The sequence below is a fragment of the Amedibacillus sp. YH-ame10 genome, assembly GCF_053848885.1.
This window is the reverse complement of the sequence record NZ_JBSPFA010000003.1, coordinates 61,147-84,331: the sequence shown is the minus strand read 5'-3', so window position 1 is coordinate 84,331 and position 23,185 is coordinate 61,147. Positions and strand designations below refer to the sequence as shown.

Here is a 23,185-nt window from a genome sequence, read left to right as displayed (position 1 = left end):
CTCCTTTTTCAATATGAACTCTCTATAAGTGCCTGCAAGATTGGTTGATCTGCTTCTTCAAATGAATACGCAGTAAGTTCATTCGCCCGTACAAAACAAGCTTCATGATGAGCGTGTAGCTTTATCTCACCAGATACAAACTCACAAAGAAACGCAGATACCTGTAGTATCATATCTTCCCTTTCATCTATAATATCTAGTACATGACGTATTACATTCACATCGATTTCTAGTTCTTCCTTGATTTCTCTTTGAACTGCTTCTTCAAGAGATTCATTTGCCTCTACTTTACCACCTGGAAATTCCCATATATTTTCACGTACACCTTTTCCTCTTCTTGCGATTAAATATTTACCATTTTGTTTAATGATTCCGCAAACTACTTGTATCGTCTTCATCATGTAACTCCTCACTAAGATCAACTAGCGTATGAAGATCTAATTCATCTTTTTGTCGTACTTCATCTAATAAAATTGTATTATCTTTTCTAATGAACTTCCAATATTCAAAAAACTCGTGTGATCTTTTATCTCCTTCGATGATAACCTCTTCTACTTCATCGATTTTAAAATCTACCATCTTACCTCTAATACACACCCAAAACATATCATGTTCATTTACTTTGGAATCATAAATACTTACAACATGGCTTGATAATAGTTTTACCTTATCTAATATATTACGTTCTTTGCGTATATCCATCCAATCAATTTTCATACGCCAATTCTCAAACAAGTCTTCGCTTACATATGGTTTTAAAATCTCTATATTCTTATTTGTCCATGCACTTTGTGCTTTATAGAAAATTTCTTCCACTTGTTTTTGTATACGACGTTCATCCCAGAATTCATCTATATCATCTAGTTCTTTTAAAAGTTTTCCACTTATTCTTTTCTTTTTATATACTTGATAACGGAAATAATAGGCAGAACCTCCTACCCCAAAAATCATAAGTCCAACAAATCCTATACTTATAAACATTCCATCCCTTGAATCACCATGAGATGAAGATCCAGATGAAGATGAACTCCCTGATCCTCCTGAGCCACCACTTCCTCCACTTCCGCCAGATCCTCCGCCTCCTGCTCTGCCTTGGATTGGAACGATACATAACAACATCATGATGATACAATATATTATTTTATTTACTTTCTTCATAACTTTCCCCTTTGTCTACTTACATTATAACGAAGCCTTTTCAGTATGTAAATGAAACAATCCTTACTATATTCTTAACTTAAAATATGCTATAGTATTGGTACTAGGAGGTGTTTTTATGAAAGTCGCAACAATTGGGACTGGTATGATTGTTGACTGGTTCTTAAATGCCGCTACACAAAATGATATAGAATGTGTGGCAATGTATTCACGTAACAAAGAAAATGCAAAAAATCTTGCGGAAAAATATCATATTACAGATATTTATACGGATTTGGATGAGATGTTATCTAGGGAAGATATTGATTTTATTTATGTCGCATCCCCAAACAGTTTACATTATGAACATTCCTTCAAAGCAATGAAGGCTGGGAAACACGTCATTTGTGAAAAACCTTTTGCTTCTACTCTAAAAGAATTTGATACTCTATTTGCATATGCAAAAGAACATTCTTTATTCTTACATGAAGCAATCGTTACTGCACATATGCCAAACTATAAACTAATTAAGGAACAAATCAAACGATTAGGAACCATTCGTATGGTACAGTGTAATTTTTCACAGTACTCTAGTCGTTATGATAAACTACTTGCTGGTGAAACTCCAAATGTATTTAACCCTGCTTTTTCAGGTGGTGCATTAGCGGATATTGGGATTTATAACTTACATTTTGTAATTGGTCTATTTGGAAAACCACAAGACCTTCACTACTTCCCTAATAAACATCCTAATGGAATTGATACAAGTGGCGTATCCATTCTAGAATACGATGGTTTTAAAGCAGTATGTGTAGGATGTAAAGATACTAAGAGTAAATGCATTTCACAAATACAAGGTGAAAAAGGATATATCACATTACATTCTGAAACAAGCAAATGTGCTAGCTTTACCATTCATGTAAATGGTACTGATGAAGAACTATCTGTGAAACAAAATGAAATTTCACTCTTTTATGAATTACAAGACTTCAAAAAACAATTTGAAGAAAATGCTCTAGAAGAATGTCATGAACATCTTGTTTATAGTCGTAATGTTATGGAAGTATACACTGCTTTACGTAAAGATGGAAATATTGTATTTCCAACAGATGAAAACTAATATGGCAACCCTATGAGCATATTTGAAAATGATTTTATCATGCGTCAAATTGAAGATATCACTGGAATGATAGGGAAAGTGTTTCTTCATAGACAAGCATCAAAAGAAGTGCAAGAAGAAGAATTAAGTGACGAAAAAGCAAAAAACTATCTTCGTAAATTAAGAAAGCTGATTGATGAAGGGAAATATAAAGAAGCTGTGACCTTAATCAAAGATGATTTTGAAGATGGAAATATGGAGTTCTTATCTGTTGCCCTATCTTGTTTTGATCAAATCAACGCAAGAACAGAAAGCGAATTAACAAACAGTGGATATTCTAGAAATCAGTTATATAACGATTTATCATTTATCACTGATCAATTTGGTATTCAATTATAGAAAAGCATCCTCTTCTCGATTGAGAAAAAGATGCTTTTTTTCATCCCTTATATTGATACTCTGATTTAATAATACGGAACATTTCCTCACAACTCAAATCACAGCCGTTTGCTAACCACATTTTGATAATAGAGGTAATTCCCCCTCTAAAAAAATTCATATGATACTCTATAAACTCATTGTTATAGTACCTCTTTGCAGCATCAGTATCATAGGCAGTAATTATATAGTCCAAATCAAAGTTTAAATGGAAATACGTATGATAAAACATTTGGTTTTCTTTAATATGTTGAAATAGTTTTAAAAAGTCATTTGAATTATACTTATGGTTCATTTCATCTTCATATAACAAAAAGAAATCGTTCAACATCCTTTCTCGTATCTTTTCCACTAAATCATATATATCTACATAATTTGCATAAAACGTAGAACGATTAACTTTTGCAATCGAACAAATGTCAGTAATTGATACATCCTCTACTTTTTTATCCTGAATCAACTCAATAAAAGCATTTTCAATTTTCTTTTGAGATGCTTTTCGTCTTGCGTTGTTCGCTATATTCATAACATATCCTCCATTATTCCAACAAATGTTGCGTTTTTGATGATTGAAACCTACGCTTAATGAAATTATACTGTAATTGTAATATTACAACAAGTGTTGGTTTATAGGAGGTATATTTATATGGCAAAATCAAAACTTATTCAAGCAAACAAAAAAATCGAAAAGGCCGTGATCAATGGCTATAAAAAAATTGAATCTGGAGTAGTGGAAGGTTACACAAAAATTGAAGATAAATTTGTGGACAACTATTTAACGCATGATGGCGAATCTATCGAAGACGCAAAAGAACGATTAAAGAAAGAAAAACAGAACAAAGAGGAAAGTAGGTAGAAGATATGAAGAAAAGTACGTATGTATCCTTAATACTAGGTACGCTTGGAATTTTGTTGTTAGGTTTAGGAATGTGTATGTGTTTACTACCTGAGTGGAACCTTTTCAACCAAGGTATCGTAATGGGTGTGGTTGGACTTATCGTCTTATTCATTATGATTCTTGTCTATCGCAGAATGGAACAAATGACACCCATACACATAAATGGAAAAACAATTTTGCTTTTCATTTTATGTATTTTAGGCATCCTATGCTTTGGTGCTGGCATGAGTATATCTATGGTGTATGAACAAATACTTCTAGGAAGTTGTATTGGTATAGTAGGAATCCTACTATTATTAGGCTTGTTGCCTTTCTGCGTCAAAATAAAATAAGCTACACATGTTGCTCTTGTTAAAAAAATATTCATCCCATAGAACCTTTTCATTCACCTTATGTTCCACGTTATTGAACCTAGGAATTGCGATTGTTAAGTTATGGATTGGTCTTTTGTTATCCTCTTATTGGTTCATGATAACTTCTCTTTACTACCTAACCATTTGTATAAGTAAAGCACATGTATTACACCGTTGTGCTAAGCTCATGCGTAATCAAGGAGAATCCTCTTCTTACGATAAACAAATTCAAATATATCATCATAGTGGCTATTTTATGGGTGCACTAGGAATCTCTTATCTCTTATGCTGTATTTGGATGTATACCAATAATCAAGTAATCGCCTATCCGCAGTATATTGTGTTTGGTGTTGCTGCAATCGCTTTTTATAAAATCGGCTTTGCGATTTATGGAGTCCTTCAAGCACGAGGTAAAAAACAACCAGTGTTTTCTGTTATTAAAATCATTAATTTTGCGGATGCTTGCGTATCGATTGTCGCAATACAATGTGCATTACTAACTATGCAAAAATCTACCTATGCTTCCACAAGCAGTTCGCTTCTTGGTATGGTCGTAAGTCTTAGTTTCATAACATTTGGCATCTACATGATATTTAAAAGGTTTACTACATAAAAACAACTCCTCTTCATGTAACATTCTACATGAACAAAGGAGTTGCTTTTATCATTTCATTGCTTTTACTTTTTCTATAAGTGCCTCAGGATTTACAACATTTAATTTCAATATCTTTGTAGAATCATTTTCATCCAATAGCTCTGTGCTTGTTTTACTTGCTAAGGATAAAAACAAATCAGGTGTTACATCTGGATTTATTTGTAAACATAGCGCATACATTCCCGCAAGCCAAGGACAGGTCCAGCTATAGCCACCTCTGGATCCATAACAATAGTCATCATTCGAAGTAAGTCCAGCAAATGTTCTACTATCCATTGGTACAAAAATTGTGTTGTCATCTTGTACATAAGAAGGATCTAACCAAGAACCTAAGCTATACGTATTTATATCATCTCCATCGCCCATTTGTGAACGATTTAATCCTGATAATTGAATGTCATAATTCATATTCATGCTTGTTGTAATCACAAGGACGTTTTCTTTTTTTGCCTTTTCAATTGCATCATACACCATTTTTTCATCTTCTTTTTCTAAATCTGAAAAACCTCTAGAAATAGAAATCACACGAATTTTGTCCTTTTCAGACAATGCTTTATTAATTTCTAGCACACGCTCAATACCTTTTGCCATATAGCTTAAATTCGTATCATATACAGTTTCTCCATTACTATCTGTTTTTAAATCACTTAAACTTGTCGCAATATAATAGACCTTTGCATCAGGCGCAACACCAGTTGTTTTTCCTACCGCAATACTAGTTACTGCTGGTCCATGCATCGAAGCACTCTTTTCTCCATAAGAATTAATTGTTTCGTACATTTGAATATTATCTTTATATTCTACATGGTCCAAGAGTAAATTTTGATCGATAATCGCAATATTAACACCTTTCCCAGTGATTCCTTGCGTATGAAGAGCACGTATCCCTAATCCTGGATTTTTTCCTATCTCCATAATGCTTTTTGGATTGAAGTTAGCAGGAAGTTGTTTGGGCCATAAAGTTGCTAAATCATAGGTAACATGCGAAAAATTATTGTTATCACGTAAATCAAATGTGCGAAGATCTTTATGACGCAAATCCCATCCCATTCCATTTTCCACAATTGTAGGCAATATATCTGGTTTTTCTACTTCCCATTGATAAGGCAATACCTTATCCACTGCAAACTGTGGTGTACCTTTTGCCAATTTCTTTACATCAACCTGTGCACTATACCCTTCCAAATCTTCGCTATCTACTGTGTTTTGGCAACCAACAAGTGCAATACATGTACATAAACTAAGCAGTGTCATAAAACAACGTTTCATAAAATACCCTCCCTCTTTCTTTAGTTTTCGTTGTTAATTATACAAACTTCATATTATTTCAAAACTCTTTTTATAACTTCATCTTTACTTACTATAGTATACCTATTTAAAAAGTTGTCAAATACTATCGCGTGTTTTATACATATCGTACATCAACTATAAAATACACTCACTTAGAAATAAAAAAATCAATCCATAATTTTAACTATGAACTGAATCTTTTTATTATTTATATGCCAATTGCCCAACATTCCAGTTACGAAGTACATTCGCATAATCTTTTGCATATGCCTTTGCCTTTGCTAGATTATGATCTAAGTAATTTCCACATTCCTTTGATTCTTGTGCACCAGGTATATCACCTTCAAAATCCCTAATAAAATTCATCGTATCCTTGATAAGTTGAATTGCTTCTTCCTTTGAAATGCTATCTCTTGTAAGAAAATAAAACCCTGTACGACATCCCATTGGACCTGCATATACAATTGCATCACTATATTTTGAATTACGAACGTAAGTCGCTAACAAATGTTCAAAGGTATGGAGTCCATCATTTTCTAGATATGTTCCAGCATTAGGTACTACCATGCGCAAATCATAAGTTATGACATCTCCATCGATTCTAGATACATACATTCCTTTCTTTAATATATCATGATCAATACAAAAGCTTGTTATTTTATTCATTCCTTTCACCTCCTCTATAGTTTACCATAAAACAAAGAAAAACAACCACCTCAATGGTTGCCTCACTCACTACATTAGTTTACCTCTGCGTATTTTCTACGTTCAGGGCTAAGGTTATCTACATAATAACGAACAGTTAGACTAGCTGCACATTTGCTTTTGTTTTTTGGTTCTACAATAAAACCATCACCTTCTAGCATTGCATCTAGCATTGCTTTACAACATACATTCTGATTTTTAATCCCTGGTTCACATTCTTCAAGTAAATCTTTTGCATTTACTTCAATGTACAACCATTGTTTATCATGCGCTTCCTGTTTTTTAGCCTGTAAACAATCCAAGTAATCCTGCATCTGTAATTTTGCCATGGTACTTCTCCTTTTCGTTAATTTACACTTTTATTATAGCACTATTTGTTCGATAGTCAAAATACCTTAGAAAAAATATTAAGATTTCAGCTATGGAACATATTGGCAGTAAGTTAGGTTTAATAGGAACTTAATGAATGGTTATGGAATCCTCTTTTCTAATGTATTGTATAGCTGCTTTGTCTCTTTTTCTGTTTTTTCATTTACCACAAGAATAGAATGATCCTTTAGAGTAAGAACAATGTATGTTTTACAATCGTTAAAGCTGTATAACATATATCGTCCATATGCATCATTTTTAAAGTGTCCAGCACTTACTTTGAAATCACCTAGACCATTTTTTCTACTGCCTAAATCTAAGTTTTCTTTAAGTTCTATTTTTTTAATATCACTAAATTTAACTTTTTTACTTTCTACAAGAGATGCTTTCGCAATTAAATTGGTATCTGTTACTTCGATGCTTACATTTCCACTCATCAAAAAGAACGCTACGATGAGCAAAGTCGAAACACCAATTATGATACTTACTGTTATAGATATCTTCTTGCTTTTGGTATTTGTTTCTGGTAATGGCTCAGAGGAATCACGTTTGCACCTTGTGTTTCCTGCCACTAATATATATACGATATCTATTGCCATGACTGCCATAAAGAACCAGACAGGAAGAACATCTTCTAAAAGAATTTGCGCAAGTATTGTTAATGTAATAACACATGTTCCATTTCCCACTACATGACACAATTTCTTTTCATCGATTTTATTTTTTTCTTCTTGAGAACTAGTATTATATCCTGCGATTAAAAATGCACCTTTTCCCATATAAAACATTACAGTCATAATAGCAAATACAACTACAAGTATCCACATGAGTGCCATATGCGCGCCTCCTAGATCATCTTTATCTTTTTAAGTTTAGATTAAATTTTTTCTTTTAGTTTATCAATACACCAGTTTGCCCATTTAATTTCATTTTGATAATACATAAAACCATACGTCATAGTCATTCCCCAAAAGAAGGATTCATTATCTTTATGAATCTTCTCTTCAAACTCAGGGATTCTATTGATATCCTCATTCATTTCATCGATAATGTCTGAACAATTACGAATATATTTCTCTAATAAACGCATTGTCTGATCAATATCAATATTGCTAGAGAAAAAAATCTTAATCAACAATGGATTCTTATATTTCATGATATCTTCTAAATTGGCATCTGCCAACCAACGGTGAAGTTCTACTTTCCCTTCTTCACTAATATGGAAAAGTTTCTTATTTGGTTTATCGCTTTGATACACAATGTCACTAGTAACCCAATGCAAATCACTCAACGTATTTAATTCTTTATATATTTGTGATGTCTGGGAATGCCAAAAGAACGCTATCGATGATTTGAAATAGCGGTCAATATCATAGCCTGTCATATCCGTGTAATTTAATAAACCCAAAATTGCATGTTTTAAAGGCATATCATTTCCTCTTTTCTAATGTTGTGATATTCTACAATTAGAATACATCAGATGACAAAATTATGCAACCCTACTCCAGTTCTTCTGCTTCTTGTTCAATTTCACTAGGTGTTTCTCTATTTCTTATAGACTTAATCGCTTGTATAATTTTTTCATTATTTTCTACTACGAAGTTTTGAATATCTTTCGCTTTTTCTTTCATTAACAGTTCATAATTCTCTATGATTCCTAATGTAACTTCCTTCACATCTATTTCATTTAACTTAGCAATTGGATTATTTGCCTTTAACTCAGTTGCCATTTTAGAAATAGAATCCATTGGTTGTAAATCCTTGATTTTCGCTGTGAGTAATTTTGTTTTCCTTCGATCGATTAAATCCTGGAAGGAGATATTCCCTACTTCTTCATAACTGATATCTTCAAATAAGGAAGTATACTTACTTATATGATAAATTAGCACTTTATATAATTCATTCATCGATAAACCACTCATAAAATAATCATCCATATGATGAACAATCGATTCCAAACGTTCTTGTTTCAGATTCACAAAGAAATCATTCACAAAATGATATACTAGTTTTGGCATACCTGTTTTCTTTTCAGCTAATAAATATAGATTTTCTTCAAAATCCATCGCGTATAAATTATGATTGTGATAAAGCTGGATCAAATTGTTACATGGATAACATGATTTTATGTAATTTGGTTCTTTCAGATGTTCGAAGAAAGAAGAGATAGTATCATTTTCATTCTCAAAAATAGAAAGTTTCTTTAGAAATTGTGGATCCTTCGCACGACGTTGATATACCGATAAAATGGAACGAGTAATTCCAGGCGCATTAAAGCTACAAACACCCATTAATTTCTCTTCCAAAGCATCCTTCATCGTTAATGCACAAAACAAAGCTAGATTTCCACCCTTGGAGTGCCCACATAAATAAAATGGCTTATCTATCGTTGTATTTTGAATATGATGTAAAGTGAGTACTTGTTGGTAAGTAGGATTCTTCAAAAACATTCTGAAATTATCCATCCAATCTTCCCATCCACATGTCTGGTGAACATGATCCAATGCTTCGCTACCTCGAATCGCAAAGATAAGTGCTTCTTCGCATTCAAACACATAGTAAACTACACCACTTTGTGCATTGTCATTGAAGCATTCTTTTACATACATCGTTTCGTATAAATCGCGTTGTATATTTTCTACCATTTGTAAGTTACAAGAAAAATCAATCATACTTTCATAATCTTTTCTTAACTGTTCATCTTGTAGAATATGATCTATGAAATCCGCAACACTTTCACCAATTTCATAACAATCAAAATACGATAACAAGGATACATCATAAAATGTTTTTTCGTTTAGCATACTCTCACCCTTTTATGAATCATTATAAATCTTTTCATCAAAATTACAAGGAACTTCATATGAATAGAGATATCATTTTTGTAAGGAAGTTCTTGTCTTTTTTTGTAACTCGCAATACAATGGGTACAATGGAGGAATAGGATATGGTACATAATGTAAAGGGTGTTTTATTTGATTTCAATGGAACTATGGTATTTGATAGTCCACAACATAAAAAAGCATGGGATGTCTTCTCAAAGAAATATCGTGGAATTGATATTAGTGAAGAAGAAATGGAACAAATGCATGGTAGAACCAATAAAACAATTATTGAGTTACTATTAAAAGATAGTGTAAGTGATGAAGAGAATGAACAATTATCAAAAGATAAAGAAGCTCTTTATCGTGAAATATGTACAAACTTAAAAGATGACTATCATTTAGTAGAAGGTCTTGAAGAGGTCTTAGATGAATTGAAAGCACGAAATATTCCAATGACAATTTGTTCTGCTTCTATAAAGGAGAATATCGAATTCTTTATTCAAAGATTTCAATTGGGGCGTTGGTTTTGTATAGATAATATCATTTACGATGATGGAACACATGCAAATAAAATTAGTATGTTTCAAGATGGCGCAAAAGCTATACAAGTACCTGTAGAAGAGTGTTTGATTATTGAAGATTCTTTATCAGGTATAAAATATGCACATGCAGTACATGCTGCAAACATCATCGCGATTACCAGCTTAGATAAAATTGAGGAATATCAAGAATTAGCTGGTGTAAATCAAGTGATTACAGATTATCGTTCATTTGATATGTCGATTTTCAAAGAATAATTAGAAATTTATACATTTTTTGTAAATAAAAGTGGTGTACAAAATAAAAAGATTCAATTTCTGGTGAAATGTATTGATTTCTTTGGAATTATACTGTATATTTATTATGTTAATGCTATCAGCTGGCTTATTCTTTCTTCCCCCACCCATATAGGTAAGTCAGTATATCTTCCCCCAGATCGATAGCATTAACACTTTTTTTATATTTTCTAGATATCCGTCAAATAGATGGATATTTTTTTATATAATCAAATCTATAAAATGTTTCTCTAATTTGATTTTTCCTTCCTTTTGTAGCTTGCTAAGTTCATGCGATAATGCACTTCGTTCTACACAAAGATAATCCGCAAGCTGTTGACGATCAAATGAAATATGAACATGGGTTGTATTTTGTTTAATGCTTTGATCTTGTAAATAAGAGAATACACGTTCTCGTATCGTTCTTGGTGTTATATGTTCTATTTTTCTTGATAGATGTAAATTCTTTTGCGCAAGTATATGAGTTAGATTCTTCATTAAACTTGCATTTGTCTTATTCATTGGTAATTCCCATAGCGCACGTATATTTAGGAAGAGGATTTCGCTTTTACAATTGGCAATTACATCTACCATAAGGGGTTCGTGTTCTAGATATGCATAGGTTTCCGCAAACATACCTCCTTCATGAATTTGATGGAATATGTTTTCTTTCCCCCATACATCCCTCTGTACGACAGAAACATTACCAGACAACACAATCCCCATAGAAGGCGCATAATCGCCTGTATACAGGATAAAATCCCCTTTCTCGTAACTCTTAGTATATGCTTGTAAGTTTTGTAGTACATGTTCCAACTCTGTTTCTTGAATATGTTGAAATAATGCAAAGGATTCTATCATTGAAGTTTTCATAATTTCACCAAAATGTTGTAACTACAACATATCTTTCTTTTATAGTATAGTAAGATTGCATCGTAATCACAAGGAGGATACAACAATGTTAAGAAAAATTATTGAAATAGATAAAGCAACATGTAATGGATGTGGAATTTGTGTAGACGCATGTCATGAAGGTGCCATTGGTATGGTCGATGGAATAGCTACCTTACTACGTGATGATTATTGTGATGGATTAGGAGATTGTTTGGCTACATGTCCAACAGGGGCAATTTCTTTTATTGAACGAGAAGCTTTGGCATATGATGAAGCATCCGTTCATAAACATATGGAAACAAAGAAACAACAGGAACCTCTTCCATGTGGATGTCCTTCCACTCATGCACAACAGTTTCAAAGAAGCCCAAGTGAACAAGCACTTTCTTCAATCCCATCAGCTTTACAACAATGGCCTATACAAATAAAGTTAGCACCTATTCAAGCCCCATATTTTAAAAACAGCAATCTGTTGATTGCGGCAGATTGTACTGCCTATGCGTATGGAGATTTCCATAACCGTTTTATGAAAAATAGAATTACTTTCATAGGATGTCCTAAATTAGATCAAATCGAGTACGCAGAAAAATTAACAGAAATCATTCGCAACAACGATATTCAAAGTGTTTGTGTTGTACGAATGGAAGTACCATGTTGTGGTGGAATTGAACACGCAGTAAAAACCGCTTTACAAACAAGTGGTAAATTTATCCCATGGAGTGTGGTAACCATATCTACCGATGGTAGTATTCTAGATTCCTCTATGGTATAATCACTCTAATAAAGGAGGGATATTTATGAACTTTGAAACAGAAAGGTTGATATTACGTCCATGGTTAGATAGTGATGCACAGGATTTATATGAATATGCCAAAGATCCACTCGTTGGTCCTAGTGCCGGATGGCCAGTTCATACAAGTGTAGAAAACAGCCTTGAAATCATCCGTAATATACTTGCGGTTCCAGAAACTTATGCAGTTGTTTTAAAAGAAACAAAACAAGTTATTGGAAGTATCGGATTGATGATCGGGAAAAACAGTCATATTTCAATCCCTGAGGATGAAGCAGAAATAGGATTCTGGATTGGTAGTCCACATTGGGGAAAAGGATATATTCCAGAAGCAGTGAAAGAGTTGTTACGTTATTCATTTGTAAATCTCCATATGAAAAAAGTATGGTGTGGTTATTATGATGGAAATGAAAAATCAAAACGTACACAAGAAAAATGCGGTTTTCAATATGTACGTACTATCGAGAACGTACATATTAAACTATTGAATGAAATAAAAACTGAACATATAAACTGTTTGACATTTGAACAATGGCAGAAATAGAAAAATAAACGAAACTCTTCTCATATGAAAGGGTTTCGTTTTCTTAACTGAACACTTTCACATTTCAATGTAAAAAAGATATGTTATAATCATATTAACAAGCACTATCATTTATAAACATAAGGAGTTCACCTATGCGAATATTCAAAAAAATAAGAATTATCATAATTTTTATCTGTATGTTCTTCATTCATATTGAGACAACACATGCGGCATTTAATATCTCTGCCTCTGCATCTTATGATGCTAATACTGGCGTTTTATTTGTTTATGATGCGCAATTTACAGGAAGAAGTACAGCAAGACCCGAGAGAATGCTCATAGGAAATGTTAGATTGAATGGTAGCTATGAATTTAATGACGGAGTTATGAAAATATTTGTTAGAAATAAAGATGAAGTAAACCAGCAAAATAGCTTTGATGTGAATAGCACAAGCACTTTGTATATGGAATATGGGGCAGTCGTTAGGATTTATGCACCTCCTGGAGGTATAAATGTAGTTATGGAATCGGAATCTAATACGGCTTCGATTGGACTAGGTATCACTATGTTAAGACCAAAGGTTTCACTTGAAAACTTCTTGGCGAATAATACATCTTTTTCTTCAAAAGGGGGCAATATTTCATTAAGTGTAGTAGGAAAGAATTTAGATAAAGTAAGTTTAAAAATTTATAGTTCTTATAATGCGACATTTCATCCTCTATCAAATGGATCAAATGGCGCAACACTCCAATATTCGATACGCGAAAATAAAACTCAACAAAGTCGTACAGACGTATTTACATTATATATTAATGATCAACCAACAAATTGGGTTATACATGCAAATATTGATCCACATGTAATTGTAGAGGATAAAGTAGATAATGAAGAAAATCAAGATAAGAAACCTCCAAATAAGAACGATGATGAAACGGAGAATCTAGAGGATCAAAAAGACAACAAAAAGGACTCCTCAACCTCAGATAAAAAGGCGACCTCAAACAAAAATACGGATCATAATTCTGTATCCGACAAAAAAGAGGATATTAAAAAAGATAATAATAAAGATGACAAAATAACCTCTACAGTATCGGATGATAAACGTGAGGTAAACGATACTAATAAGAAATCAAATATGAGTAAAGTTAATAAAGAAATCAAAACTGAGACTAAGCGTAAGAAACGCTCAACTAATGAAACACCTTTATATTTAGGTACTACATGTGTAATTGTAGGATTACTAGCTGTAGCTTGTTTTATAAAATATAGAAACAAGAAAAAGACATAAAAATTGATATTTATCCACCAATACAAGATGTTATAGAAAAAACTGCCAACTTATTCTTTCGAGTTTGTCAACAGTTTGAAAGGCGTAAGCCTTTTTTTATACGCTACTTATTCAACCGATACGTTATAGAATAATCCTCCTAATTCATCTCTTTCTTTTAAGATATCTTTAACAAGACGAACAGTCGCTTTTTCATCTGCACAATCACAGGAGAATACCATATTCATTCCCTGCTTACCTTCATACACAAATTTAACAGATTCGATCGATAGAATTGTGTCTTTGATTACGTCTGCTTTTAAAACACTTCCTACAAGAATTTTCATAAATATCCCTCTTTTATCTTTTCTTTGATTTTTTATTATTTTTATATTTAGGAATTACTTTTTCTTTTGTTGTAGATGAAGTAGCATCACTTTCTTTAGCTTCCACAAGAACCAGTTTTGTCTTTGCTAGATAATCATGTAATGCACGATGAGAATCTGTTTTTATTACCAAAATAACAGAAATCAGTGTAATTACCATCCCTATCAAAGCCAAGTGATAATCCACATAGAAATTTAAAGATAGGGAAATCAGCTGGCGAATATAATTGGAAACGATAAGTGCAGCTCCTTCGATCAAGAAAATCCCTAACACTTGTCTTACTACCAAGGTCTTTAAATCAACAGGTTCATTATTTTTCTTTACAATTTTGAATCCTGCTAAATGTTTTCCTAATGTTTGTCCTGGGTAAATTTTAAGTGGAACATAAATATAATAAAACATGGCACATAGTATACATAATATTCCCGCAATCACACCATAGCTTTTTGAAAACCCTAATGCCTGAAATACGTATAAATCTGAAAACATATCATTTCTTCCAGTCACTCCTCCATACATAAATACTGCTGGAAGTCCTGTTAAAACTCCTCCTATGACCCAATCCAAGATATAACCCCAAATCCTCTTTGGATGATCTACATCACATGGTGTATGATCCGTTATACTATAAAGTTTAAAATATAAGCTTGTTAGCTTTGAACTCATTTTGTATTTCCTCCTTTACTGGTATATAAATACTCCATCGCTTTTTTAAAGCGTTGTAATCCATCCTCTAACTTCGATTTAGGACAACCACAGTTCAAACGCAAATATTTATTTCCATTTTCACCATAAGTTTCCCCTTTCATAATCGCAACCTTCCCTACATGCACTAACGCATCCTGAATTTCTTCACTAGTAAATGGTACATCACGCATATCAATCCACGCTAGATAGGTTGCCTCAGGCATTTTGAATTTTACATCTTTCAACTCTGTCTTAATAAAACTCTCCACTATTTTCATATTCTCTTTAATGTAATCATTTAATTGGTCAATATAGTAGTCACATTCACTATATCCAATCATCGTTGCGTACATTCCAAAGATACTTGCGGAATTTAAAAAATCTTTCTTTCGTGTTTGTTTCAAAAATGCTTCATATATTTCCTTATTTGGCACGATTGCATAGGAACCAATCAGTCCTGGTACATTCAATGTCTTACTACAAGATGATACCAAATACAAATGTTGATACTCTTCGTAATATTTCAAAATTGGTAAATGTTGTCCACGCAGTTGAATGTCCATATGTATTTCGTCACTAATGATATATACATTATTTTCTTTACATAACGCAAGCAGTTTCTTAAGTTCTTCTTCGCTCCAAATTCTTCCCGTAGGATTGTGTGGAGAACACAGAAGTAAAATCTTACAGCTTTTCAATTCTTTTTTCACTTTTTCAAAATTGATGAAGAAAGAATACTCATCCTTAAGTAAATCTACACTGCATAACTCTCGTTCATTTTCTTGGATTACATCAAAGAATGCATCATACATCGGATTAAACGTTAGAACTCTATCTCCTTTATTGCTCAGTAGACGAATTAATAAAGATACAGAATACATAACAGATGGGCTATATAAAATCCAATCTTCCTCAATAATGCAATGAAAACGTCTTGCATAATAATTAGTAATTGAGCTTTTGAAATCATGATGATTCCATCTTGTATACCCGTATACCTCGTGTTTAGCAAGGTCGATAATTTTTTGTGTAATTACTTCTGGTATTTTAAAATCTGTATCAGAAATAGAAAATGGTAATAAATCCTTTTCGTTAAAGCGATCTTGGATATAATCCCATTGTGTACAATACGTTCCCATTCTATTAACTACTTCATCAAAATTATGCTTCATATATTTTCTCCTTGTCTAATTATGTACCTCTTCTATATCCAAAAGGATTAAGATATAGAACAATTCATAATCATTTATAGAATTATCCAAGACAGATAATCTGTCTTGGATAAAGTATGTATTTTTAAAAATCTAGACCTAAATCATTGATTAAATCTTCGCCCTCTAATGATTTTTTCTCATTCGTTATTTTGTTTTCCATTCGTCTCTCATTTTCTAATTCGCGTTTTTCGTAAATCTTAAAGAATGGATACCACAATAAGATAGAACCAATCATCTGAGCTGCATTTACAACAATTGTTCTCCAGTCAAGGTTTACCAACCATCCTTCTAAGAAAACACCTACATATGGAGGATTGAATACTGGCATGTTTAATAATCCCATACTCATTAACCAATGTGGGAAAGTACCTAGGATTGCGCCACCAATAACATAAGGAATTATGAAGATTGGGTTCAATACAATAGGTGCCCCAAATAAGATAGGTTCGTTGATACCGAATAATGCTGGAATAATTGCTACACGACCAACTTTCTTCTGTGCTACTGATTTAGATAGTAGACACCAGAATACAAGACCAATCGTTACACCTGTTCCGGTAAAGTTTGCAAACGCAGAGATAGCTCCTCCTGTGTAGAAATGTTCAAGAGGTAGTTTCGCCTGATGATTTGCTAAGTTTTCTGCTAAGAACTGTGTAGAAATAGGACTTGTGATAGGACTCAATACAGAAGGATGAATCCCAAAGAAGAACAATAAACATGAAACCATCTGTAGGAAAGTAAACGCTAATGGATTATCCATAGAACCTACAAGTGGAGCTAACATATTTGTAAAAATCATCGGTGGAATCGTATGAAGTACATTTACACAAACTACACGGATAATTAAGAAGAATCCAATAATAATTACAGAAATAGGAATCATTTCAAATGATCTTGACACAAAATCAGGTACTGATTCTGGCATTTTGATTGTAATTTTTTTCTTTTTACACCAACGATACAATTCTACAGCAATTAAAGTTGCAAACATTGCTGCAAACAATCCTTTTGTTCCTAAGAACTTCCCTGAAATACCACCATCTTCTGTATATTCTATAGCCATCATTAAAAATGAAATCAACCCCATGGAAACACAACCTGGCACATCCAGTTTATAGGAATTAGCTAAGTGATATGCAATGATTACTGTCACATATACAGACATTAAGTTCATACCAACATTAAATGGAATGTAAATAATATCAAGGTTCGCTAAAATCCATTGAGAAATCGGGTTATCAACACCGATCATATTAGGAATTGCCTCAGGAATCAAACAGAAACTACCAATAATCAATAATGGAGTCATTGCTACCATCGCTTTTTTAATTGCACTTAGATGAACTTGTTTATCCATCTTATTTGCGATTGGAGTTAAATATTTGTTCATAAATACTTCAAACTTATTAAACATAAAATTTTTCTTCCTTTCTTTTATTGCTGCTTATTTCTTTTCCAAATCTGCTTTACGACGAGCAATCAATGCCATTTTCACAACGGTAGCACCATCCATTTTCCCATAAGTATCTTGATCAACTATAACGTATGGTATTTGATAAGGGTCAATCATTGGCTTGATGTACTCTAATCGATGTGCAATCTGTGGACCAATCACTAAAACGTCTGTATCTTCTACTTCACTTTGTAAAACATCTACTGGAATTGCCATAATATCGAAATCTTCAGCATTCAATGCTTTACTTTCTTTAATCGTTTTTTTCATACTGTCCATCAACATAGTGGTAGAGAAGCCACCAGCACAACATAATACAATTTTCATTTTCTTACCTCCTTTGCTTCAAACACGGATATTAATTCCTCAATTAAGTCTCTAGCTAATTGAGAAGTCATATAATGGTCCTGCGCATGAACCATTAATAACCCAATTTCAGGGCGGTCTTCACCGCCAGACATCTCAGCCGTAATAAGCTGTGTCTGTACTCTATGTGCAGCTAAGTCAATTTCACGGGCTTCATCTAGTACTTTTCTTGCCTCATCATAACGACTCTCCCTCACATATTTTAAAGCTTCAAATGCCTTCGCTTTTGATTCACCCGCAGATGAAATCATACTTACAATTTTTTGTTCGATTTCTGTCATATCATTTTCCTCCTGTAAAATTTATAAACGATATATAATCTTCTTTTTCTATAGTTTGCACAAACTTCAAAATAAACTCTATGACTCCGTTTATATCATCTTTATGTGCAAGTGAATATGCACCATGACACATCCTTAAAGGAATTCCTAGTACCATCGCTAATCTTCCACCGGCCTCCAAATGCGCATTGCCTGCATCTGTTCCACCTCCACTAAACATGTCATTTTGGAAATGCAAACCCAAATCATTAGCTAATGATTTTACATATGACAACAACTTTTCATTAACTGCTAATGTCTTATCATAATGCACAATCATAAACCCTTGTCCAATTTTACGATGATTGGTATATCCTCTATCGAGTTCTGGATGATTTGCTACATCAATAGCAAATACGATATCAGGTTGTACTTTATGAGCAACTAGTTTTCCACCGCGCACCCCAACTTCTTCACTACTCGTTAAAGCCATATATACATTGTGTTTATGATTTAAAGACTGCAATCTTTTAAGTGCTTCACTCAATACATAACAACCACTGCGATCATCCATTGCTTTACCCGCAATAATCTTTTCATTTTCCATAGAAAACGCTTCACTCGCAAATGTAACCATATCTCCTATTTGTATACCCAACGCTTCTACTTCTGCTCTTGTTTCACACCCGACATCAACATACACATCTTTGATATTTGCTCCATCCATAACTGCATTTAATATTCCATATATTTTTTTACCTGATTGTGTAGTAACTCTTACTTTTTGCATATGTTTGCTTCGATCCTGCACTCCACCAATCGCAATCAAATATAGAAACCCTATATCAGAAATATGACGTACTTCAAATCCAACTTCATCCATGTGTGCGCAAAACATAATGTTTAATGAATTATCATCTGCACCTTTTTTCTTTGCTATCATACTGCCTAAGGAGTCATAGAAAACTTCATCACTGTACTCTTCCCAAACATTCCTCAAGATTCCTCTAACCTCTTCTTCTTTAGAAGCTATCGAATCTGCATTACATAAATCTTTTAGTAGTTCAAAACTCATACAGTTCCTCCATTCGTTTCATTTAGGACAATAATCAATTCTTCAAATGTATTTACAGATATTACGCGTTGCAACTGTACTTCATTTTGCATAAGTTGATATAACCTCTTTGTGATATCCTTATGCATTTCATAATCATCTTTTGTAAGAGCAATCATAAAAATAATATTTACTTTTTTATCGTTCACGTATACTTCATGCTTTGGTATAACCACAGATACAAGATTCTTATTCGCGCACATTTGAATAGGATGTGGAATTGCTACTCCATTCAAATACACTGTACTCATATAAGATTCACGTTCTAGAACATAGTCCACATAGTGCTCTCCACCATATCCTTCACGCTCAATTTGCTCAGCCATTTCTTTGATGATATCTTTATATTCCCCCTTATCCACCATCGAGAAATGTTCACGTTGAAATATCTTATAGATATAATCATTCGCATCTTTTATGGAAATTGTATTGTAATTATCATACTGAAGAATTTGCCTTATACGCATCAAATCATCTTCATTTAATAGTTCTTTTATATAAATGATAGGTGCATCAATTTCCTGAATCAAAGGCATAATTGTGAAAATCAAATCTGGATGAAACTCTTCCAATAAGTTCAAGTTGAGAAAGCTGAATGTTTCTACTTCTGCATTAGGGAATATGGATTGTATCTGCATTTTAATCAAATATGCACCGCCACCTCCACTAGAACAAACAACTCCTATTTTATTGAATCGTCGTATTTTGTTAATTGATTCTCTTTCCATATGGGCTGCAAAATGAGTTGCTACAAAACCAATTTCATCGTGTGTTGCAACTACTCCATATTTTTCTTTCAACATATCCGCAAATTGTATTGCAAGATTGAAGATCATTGGATAACGTATACAAATTTCATCAGCCAACGTATTTTTATAAGATATCTTCTGATGTAAACGATCAATAAGTAATGAAACATGTATTAATAAAAGTTTACAAAAGTCCTCATCTTTTTGGAAATTAGTATTATAAATGGTATCAACTTCTTTTAAAAATTGACGTACATCCTCTTCTAGTCGATCACCGAAGAATATTCTTGATTCTCTTAATCGCAGGTTTTTCTGTAAAATTTCTTTCATTTCACAGATGCATGTTTCTTTTATCTGAATATCATAAATAGTTTCGATTGCTTCCTTAACAGCTTCTGCAATATTGCTTACAGATTGACTTATTTTTATAGCAAGGATTCCCGACTGTTTTCCATCTTTATTCAAATGCATAATATAAAACACACTTATTTGTAGCCATACGATGACATTTCTTAGTTCATTATAATTAATATTTAACTTTTCTTTAGCTATTTCACGAATCAAAATATCCTTAACAAAATCAAAATTTTTCTCTATGTCTTCCATTTGTTTTACTATGAATGTATTTTCATTAAAATACAGTTCACACAACATCGCTTTAAAATGTAAACTATCTCCACACAAGCGAACTCCATAGTGACTTTTACGTTCTAATTGTACATGGTAGTGATGAGCAATTTGCTCTACATCTTTCATATAGTTTTTCACAGAAGTTCGACTTATAGACATTTCATTCGCAATCATATCCATTGTTATGTAGCCTTCTTGTATGGCTAAGTATGCAAGAATATCATTCGCTCTATTCTTAGTGGCATATCCACTATCTTCTTTCAAATCAGAAATGAATTCAGAAAACAATTCATGATTTATAACTTCCAAAAGGTAACCACTTCCCCTACGCATATGTATTTGATAACCTTTTCTTGAGGATACTTGCATGAGATATGAAATATCATTTTGTAAGGTTCTCTTTGATACATCTGTTTTCTTCATTAGATAATGAAGAGATAAGTAATCATGCGCTTGAAGTAATTCTTCTATAATTTGATATAATCTCATACTTTCCTCCTTTTCTATGTAGTATTGTGGTTTCATTATATAATGCACCTATATTTAAGAAAAGATTAACAATTTCATAAATACGCGCAATTTAGAACTTAATAAATTTTTGTATTTATAAAGGAGTATCTCTTCCTCCACAAAAAAAACACTGAATGAAATCAGTGCTTTTTTACTTAGTTTAAATTCTAGTAGTTTGTAGCTTCTTCTGCGAAGTGAGCTCCAGAGTAACCACATACTGGACATGCTTTAGGTGCTGAAGTACCTTCATGACGGTATCCACAGATATCACAAATCCATGTAGTTGGTTCTGCTTTTTCAAATACTTTACCATTTACTACGTTGTCTAATAATGCTAAATAACGTTCTTCATGATGTTTTTCGATTTTTGCTACTTGTTCCATCTGGAATGCGATTTTTGCAAAACCTTCTTCTTTTGCAGTTTCTGCAAATCCTTTATACATATCAGTCCACTCATAGTTTTCACCAGCAGCAGCATCTTCTAAGTTTACTGAAGTTGTTGGTACTTTATCACCGTGAAGTGCTTTGAACCATAATTTAGCATGTTCTTGTTCATTACGTGCAGTTTCTTCGAAGATATCTGCAATTTGTTCCATACCTTCTTCACGTGCCATTTGAGCATAGTAAGTATATTTTCCTCTTGCCTGTGATTCACCTGCGAAAGCTGCCATTAAGTTTTGTTCTGTTTTTGATCCTTTTAATTCCATTGTAATTTCCTCCGTTTTCTATTTAAGTGTTCAACCAAACCATTTTTAAGATTGTTTTCTCGTACAGTCTTCACATATACCCTCTACCATCATTGTGTGTGTGTTTACATGAAGCCCAGTCTTTTTAGCAATCATTTCATTTAGGCTTTCATCATAAGGTATGTTTAAATCCAATATCTTATCACACTTTGTACAATGTAAATGATAATGTGGCATACATGTTTTATCGTACTGATACCCTTCTATAGGATGGGCGATTTTTTTTATCTCATTCATCTCAGACAAAATATTCAAATTACGATATACCGTAGCTAGCGAGATAGAACTTCCATCCTTATTCAAATCCTGATAGACCTGTTCAGGTGTCACATGACCGTCAATACCTCTCATGTAATCCATAATCATATCACGTTGTTTCGAAGATTTACGAATCATAGTTTCACCTCCAATCTTAAGAACTATTCTTAGTATACTTCTTAGTTTCTATTTTGTCAACACCTTTTCCTATACTTTTCTGAAAAAAAGTTCATGCCTCCTTCATCATCATACAAAACTTTTTATTTAACAAATATATTTGAAGTTTCCTACTAAAAATTTACCTCCTATTTTTTATTGTAATGTGCATTTATAAGACAAGCAGAAGAGGATAACCTCATCCTCTTCTGCTTACTCTTTCACTTAATTGAATAATTATATAATGCCTTATTGTAGATGCTCAGTTAGATAATGCATCGCCTCCTTAACTGATGAAAACTTCAACAAATCATTATTACAAAGATAGCATATCAGTTCATTCCAATTTTCTAACGAGTACTTCTCTTCTTCCAAAATTTTTAGGTTCTGCAAAATACATTCTCGATTATCTTCATAATGCAAATCTGATATCATAACTCCAGATAGCATCGCAAGTTTATCAATAATATGTGCCATCCGATCTTACATGCCGCTATACTTCTTTTTCCAATAGACCACTTGAATTAACACCAATATTACAATTCCTATGATAAATATAGGAGTGTCAACATTGCATCTGCTATTCAAATACA

At 32.9% G+C, this 23,185-nt stretch carries 30 protein-coding genes; 9 read left to right on the top strand and 21 right to left on the bottom strand.

Annotation, left to right across the window (positions count from 1 at the left end):
* Positions 1-8: 8 nt before the first annotated feature.
* Entirely contained in the window at positions 9-401 is a 393-nt protein-coding gene (locus ACWG42_RS02120; RefSeq protein ID WP_455789851.1) for a (deoxy)nucleoside triphosphate pyrophosphohydrolase, read from the bottom strand.
* On the bottom strand, positions 364-1,158 hold the full coding sequence (locus ACWG42_RS02115) for a Tim44 domain-containing protein (RefSeq protein WP_455789850.1): 795 nt from the start codon (positions 1,156-1,158) through the stop codon (positions 364-366). Before ACWG42_RS02115 ends, ACWG42_RS02120 begins: the two co-directional genes overlap by 38 nt.
* Before the next feature lie 118 nt (positions 1,159-1,276).
* Between ACWG42_RS02115 and ACWG42_RS02110 the strand changes: the two genes are divergently transcribed.
* Positions 1,277-2,257, top strand: a complete 981-nt coding sequence (locus tag ACWG42_RS02110) for a Gfo/Idh/MocA family protein (RefSeq protein WP_455789849.1) — start codon at positions 1,277-1,279, stop codon at positions 2,255-2,257.
* Between the two features lie 12 nt (positions 2,258-2,269).
* The gene (locus ACWG42_RS02105; protein WP_455789848.1) at positions 2,270-2,635 is read left to right on the top strand and encodes a DUF6483 family protein; all 366 of its coding nucleotides are present in this window, start codon (positions 2,270-2,272) and stop codon (positions 2,633-2,635) included.
* Between the two features lie 40 nt (positions 2,636-2,675).
* Here the strand turns inward: ACWG42_RS02105 and ACWG42_RS02100 are convergent, their stop codons facing one another.
* A complete protein-coding gene (locus ACWG42_RS02100) occupies positions 2,676-3,200 on the bottom strand; it encodes a TetR/AcrR family transcriptional regulator (protein ID WP_455789847.1) in 525 nt (174 codons plus the stop codon).
* A 120-nt stretch (positions 3,201-3,320) separates the two neighbouring features.
* Between ACWG42_RS02100 and ACWG42_RS02095 the strand changes: the two genes are divergently transcribed.
* From ACWG42_RS02095 to ACWG42_RS02085, 3 genes are all read left to right on the top strand, one after another.
* Entirely contained in the window at positions 3,321-3,530 is a 210-nt protein-coding gene (locus tag ACWG42_RS02095) for a hypothetical protein (protein ID WP_455789846.1), read from the top strand.
* 5 nt (positions 3,531-3,535) lie between these two features.
* On the top strand, positions 3,536-3,904 hold the full coding sequence (locus ACWG42_RS02090) for a hypothetical protein (protein ID WP_455789845.1): 369 nt from the start codon (positions 3,536-3,538) through the stop codon (positions 3,902-3,904).
* A gap of 208 nt (positions 3,905-4,112) precedes the next feature.
* Entirely contained in the window at positions 4,113-4,538 is a 426-nt protein-coding gene (locus tag ACWG42_RS02085) for a hypothetical protein (protein ID WP_455789844.1), read from the top strand.
* Positions 4,539-4,589: 51 nt separating this feature from the next.
* On the opposite strand, the gene ACWG42_RS02080 is transcribed toward ACWG42_RS02085, so the two are convergent.
* The 6 genes from ACWG42_RS02080 to ACWG42_RS02055 form a co-directional block, all read right to left on the bottom strand.
* The gene (locus ACWG42_RS02080) at positions 4,590-5,849 is read right to left on the bottom strand and encodes a S8 family serine peptidase (protein ID WP_455789843.1); all 1,260 of its coding nucleotides are present in this window, start codon (positions 5,847-5,849) and stop codon (positions 4,590-4,592) included.
* Between the two features lie 225 nt (positions 5,850-6,074).
* Positions 6,075-6,536, bottom strand: coding sequence for an S-ribosylhomocysteine lyase (locus ACWG42_RS02075; RefSeq protein WP_455789842.1), 462 nt, complete (start codon positions 6,534-6,536; stop codon positions 6,075-6,077).
* 74 nt (positions 6,537-6,610) lie between these two features.
* On the bottom strand, positions 6,611-6,904 hold the full coding sequence (locus tag ACWG42_RS02070) for a hypothetical protein (protein WP_455789841.1): 294 nt from the start codon (positions 6,902-6,904) through the stop codon (positions 6,611-6,613).
* 141 nt (positions 6,905-7,045) lie between these two features.
* Positions 7,046-7,780: a DUF3784 domain-containing protein gene (locus tag ACWG42_RS02065; RefSeq protein WP_455789840.1), complete on the bottom strand. Its 735-nt coding sequence runs from the start codon at positions 7,778-7,780 to the stop codon at positions 7,046-7,048.
* Between the two features lie 41 nt (positions 7,781-7,821).
* Complete coding sequence (locus tag ACWG42_RS02060; RefSeq protein WP_455789839.1) at positions 7,822-8,373, bottom strand: PadR family transcriptional regulator; 552 nt, start codon at positions 8,371-8,373, stop codon at positions 7,822-7,824.
* 70 nt (positions 8,374-8,443) lie between these two features.
* Positions 8,444-9,748, bottom strand: a complete 1,305-nt coding sequence (locus ACWG42_RS02055) for an Mbeg1-like protein (RefSeq protein WP_455789838.1) — start codon at positions 9,746-9,748, stop codon at positions 8,444-8,446.
* Positions 9,749-9,891: 143 nt separating this feature from the next.
* On the opposite strand from ACWG42_RS02055, the gene ACWG42_RS02050 reads away from it, so the two are divergent.
* A complete protein-coding gene (locus ACWG42_RS02050) occupies positions 9,892-10,566 on the top strand; it encodes an HAD family hydrolase (protein ID WP_455789837.1) in 675 nt (224 codons plus the stop codon).
* 240 nt (positions 10,567-10,806) lie between these two features.
* Here the strand turns inward: ACWG42_RS02050 and ACWG42_RS02045 are convergent, their stop codons facing one another.
* Entirely contained in the window at positions 10,807-11,457 is a 651-nt protein-coding gene (locus tag ACWG42_RS02045; RefSeq protein ID WP_455789836.1) for a Crp/Fnr family transcriptional regulator, read from the bottom strand.
* A gap of 85 nt (positions 11,458-11,542) precedes the next feature.
* Here ACWG42_RS02045 and ACWG42_RS02040 point away from each other — a divergent pair, with 85 nt between their 5' ends.
* The 3 genes from ACWG42_RS02040 to ACWG42_RS02030 all read left to right on the top strand — a co-directional run bounded on the left by ACWG42_RS02040 (position 11,543) and on the right by ACWG42_RS02030 (position 14,083).
* Positions 11,543-12,250, top strand: coding sequence for an ATP-binding protein (locus ACWG42_RS02040; RefSeq protein ID WP_455789835.1), 708 nt, complete (start codon positions 11,543-11,545; stop codon positions 12,248-12,250).
* Positions 12,251-12,275: 25 nt separating this feature from the next.
* On the top strand, positions 12,276-12,812 hold the full coding sequence (locus tag ACWG42_RS02035) for a GNAT family N-acetyltransferase (protein WP_455789834.1): 537 nt from the start codon (positions 12,276-12,278) through the stop codon (positions 12,810-12,812).
* Between the two features lie 134 nt (positions 12,813-12,946).
* Positions 12,947-14,083, top strand: coding sequence for a hypothetical protein (locus ACWG42_RS02030; protein ID WP_455789833.1), 1,137 nt, complete (start codon positions 12,947-12,949; stop codon positions 14,081-14,083).
* 107 nt (positions 14,084-14,190) lie between these two features.
* On the opposite strand, the gene ACWG42_RS02025 is transcribed toward ACWG42_RS02030, so the two are convergent.
* The 11 genes from ACWG42_RS02025 to ACWG42_RS01975 form a co-directional block, all read right to left on the bottom strand.
* Positions 14,191-14,409: a hypothetical protein gene (locus tag ACWG42_RS02025; protein WP_455789832.1), complete on the bottom strand. Its 219-nt coding sequence runs from the start codon at positions 14,407-14,409 to the stop codon at positions 14,191-14,193.
* A 13-nt stretch (positions 14,410-14,422) separates the two neighbouring features.
* Positions 14,423-15,115 carry an RDD family protein gene (locus ACWG42_RS02020; protein WP_455789831.1) on the bottom strand — a complete coding sequence of 231 codons (693 nt, stop codon included), beginning with the start codon at positions 15,113-15,115 and terminating at the stop codon, positions 14,423-14,425.
* A complete protein-coding gene (locus ACWG42_RS02015) occupies positions 15,112-16,308 on the bottom strand; it encodes a MalY/PatB family protein (protein ID WP_455789830.1) in 1,197 nt (398 codons plus the stop codon). The genes ACWG42_RS02020 and ACWG42_RS02015 overlap by 4 nt, the downstream gene beginning before the upstream one ends.
* 124 nt (positions 16,309-16,432) lie before the next feature.
* Positions 16,433-17,764, bottom strand: a complete 1,332-nt coding sequence (locus ACWG42_RS02010) for a PTS sugar transporter subunit IIC (protein WP_455789829.1) — start codon at positions 17,762-17,764, stop codon at positions 16,433-16,435.
* A 30-nt stretch (positions 17,765-17,794) separates the two neighbouring features.
* Positions 17,795-18,130, bottom strand: a complete 336-nt coding sequence (locus ACWG42_RS02005; protein WP_455789828.1) for a PTS sugar transporter subunit IIB — start codon at positions 18,128-18,130, stop codon at positions 17,795-17,797.
* Positions 18,127-18,450 (bottom strand): PTS lactose/cellobiose transporter subunit IIA, encoded by a 324-nt coding sequence (locus ACWG42_RS02000; RefSeq protein WP_455789827.1) that lies wholly within the window; start codon positions 18,448-18,450, stop codon positions 18,127-18,129. Before ACWG42_RS02000 ends, ACWG42_RS02005 begins: the two co-directional genes overlap by 4 nt.
* Before the next feature lies 1 nt (position 18,451).
* Entirely contained in the window at positions 18,452-19,504 is a 1,053-nt protein-coding gene (gene ypdE / locus ACWG42_RS01995; RefSeq protein WP_455789826.1) for an aminopeptidase, read from the bottom strand.
* Positions 19,501-21,411 carry a BglG family transcription antiterminator gene (locus tag ACWG42_RS01990; protein ID WP_455789825.1) on the bottom strand — a complete coding sequence of 637 codons (1,911 nt, stop codon included), beginning with the start codon at positions 21,409-21,411 and terminating at the stop codon, positions 19,501-19,503. The genes ypdE and ACWG42_RS01990 overlap by 4 nt, the downstream gene beginning before the upstream one ends.
* Before the next feature lie 188 nt (positions 21,412-21,599).
* Complete coding sequence (rbr, locus tag ACWG42_RS01985; RefSeq protein ID WP_455789824.1) at positions 21,600-22,139, bottom strand: rubrerythrin; 540 nt, start codon at positions 22,137-22,139, stop codon at positions 21,600-21,602.
* Positions 22,140-22,184: 45 nt separating this feature from the next.
* Positions 22,185-22,574 (bottom strand): Fur family transcriptional regulator, encoded by a 390-nt coding sequence (locus tag ACWG42_RS01980; protein ID WP_455789823.1) that lies wholly within the window; start codon positions 22,572-22,574, stop codon positions 22,185-22,187.
* Between the two features lie 267 nt (positions 22,575-22,841).
* The gene (locus tag ACWG42_RS01975) at positions 22,842-23,069 is read right to left on the bottom strand and encodes a hypothetical protein (protein WP_455789822.1); all 228 of its coding nucleotides are present in this window, start codon (positions 23,067-23,069) and stop codon (positions 22,842-22,844) included.
* Between the last annotated feature and the right edge of the window lie 116 nt (positions 23,070-23,185).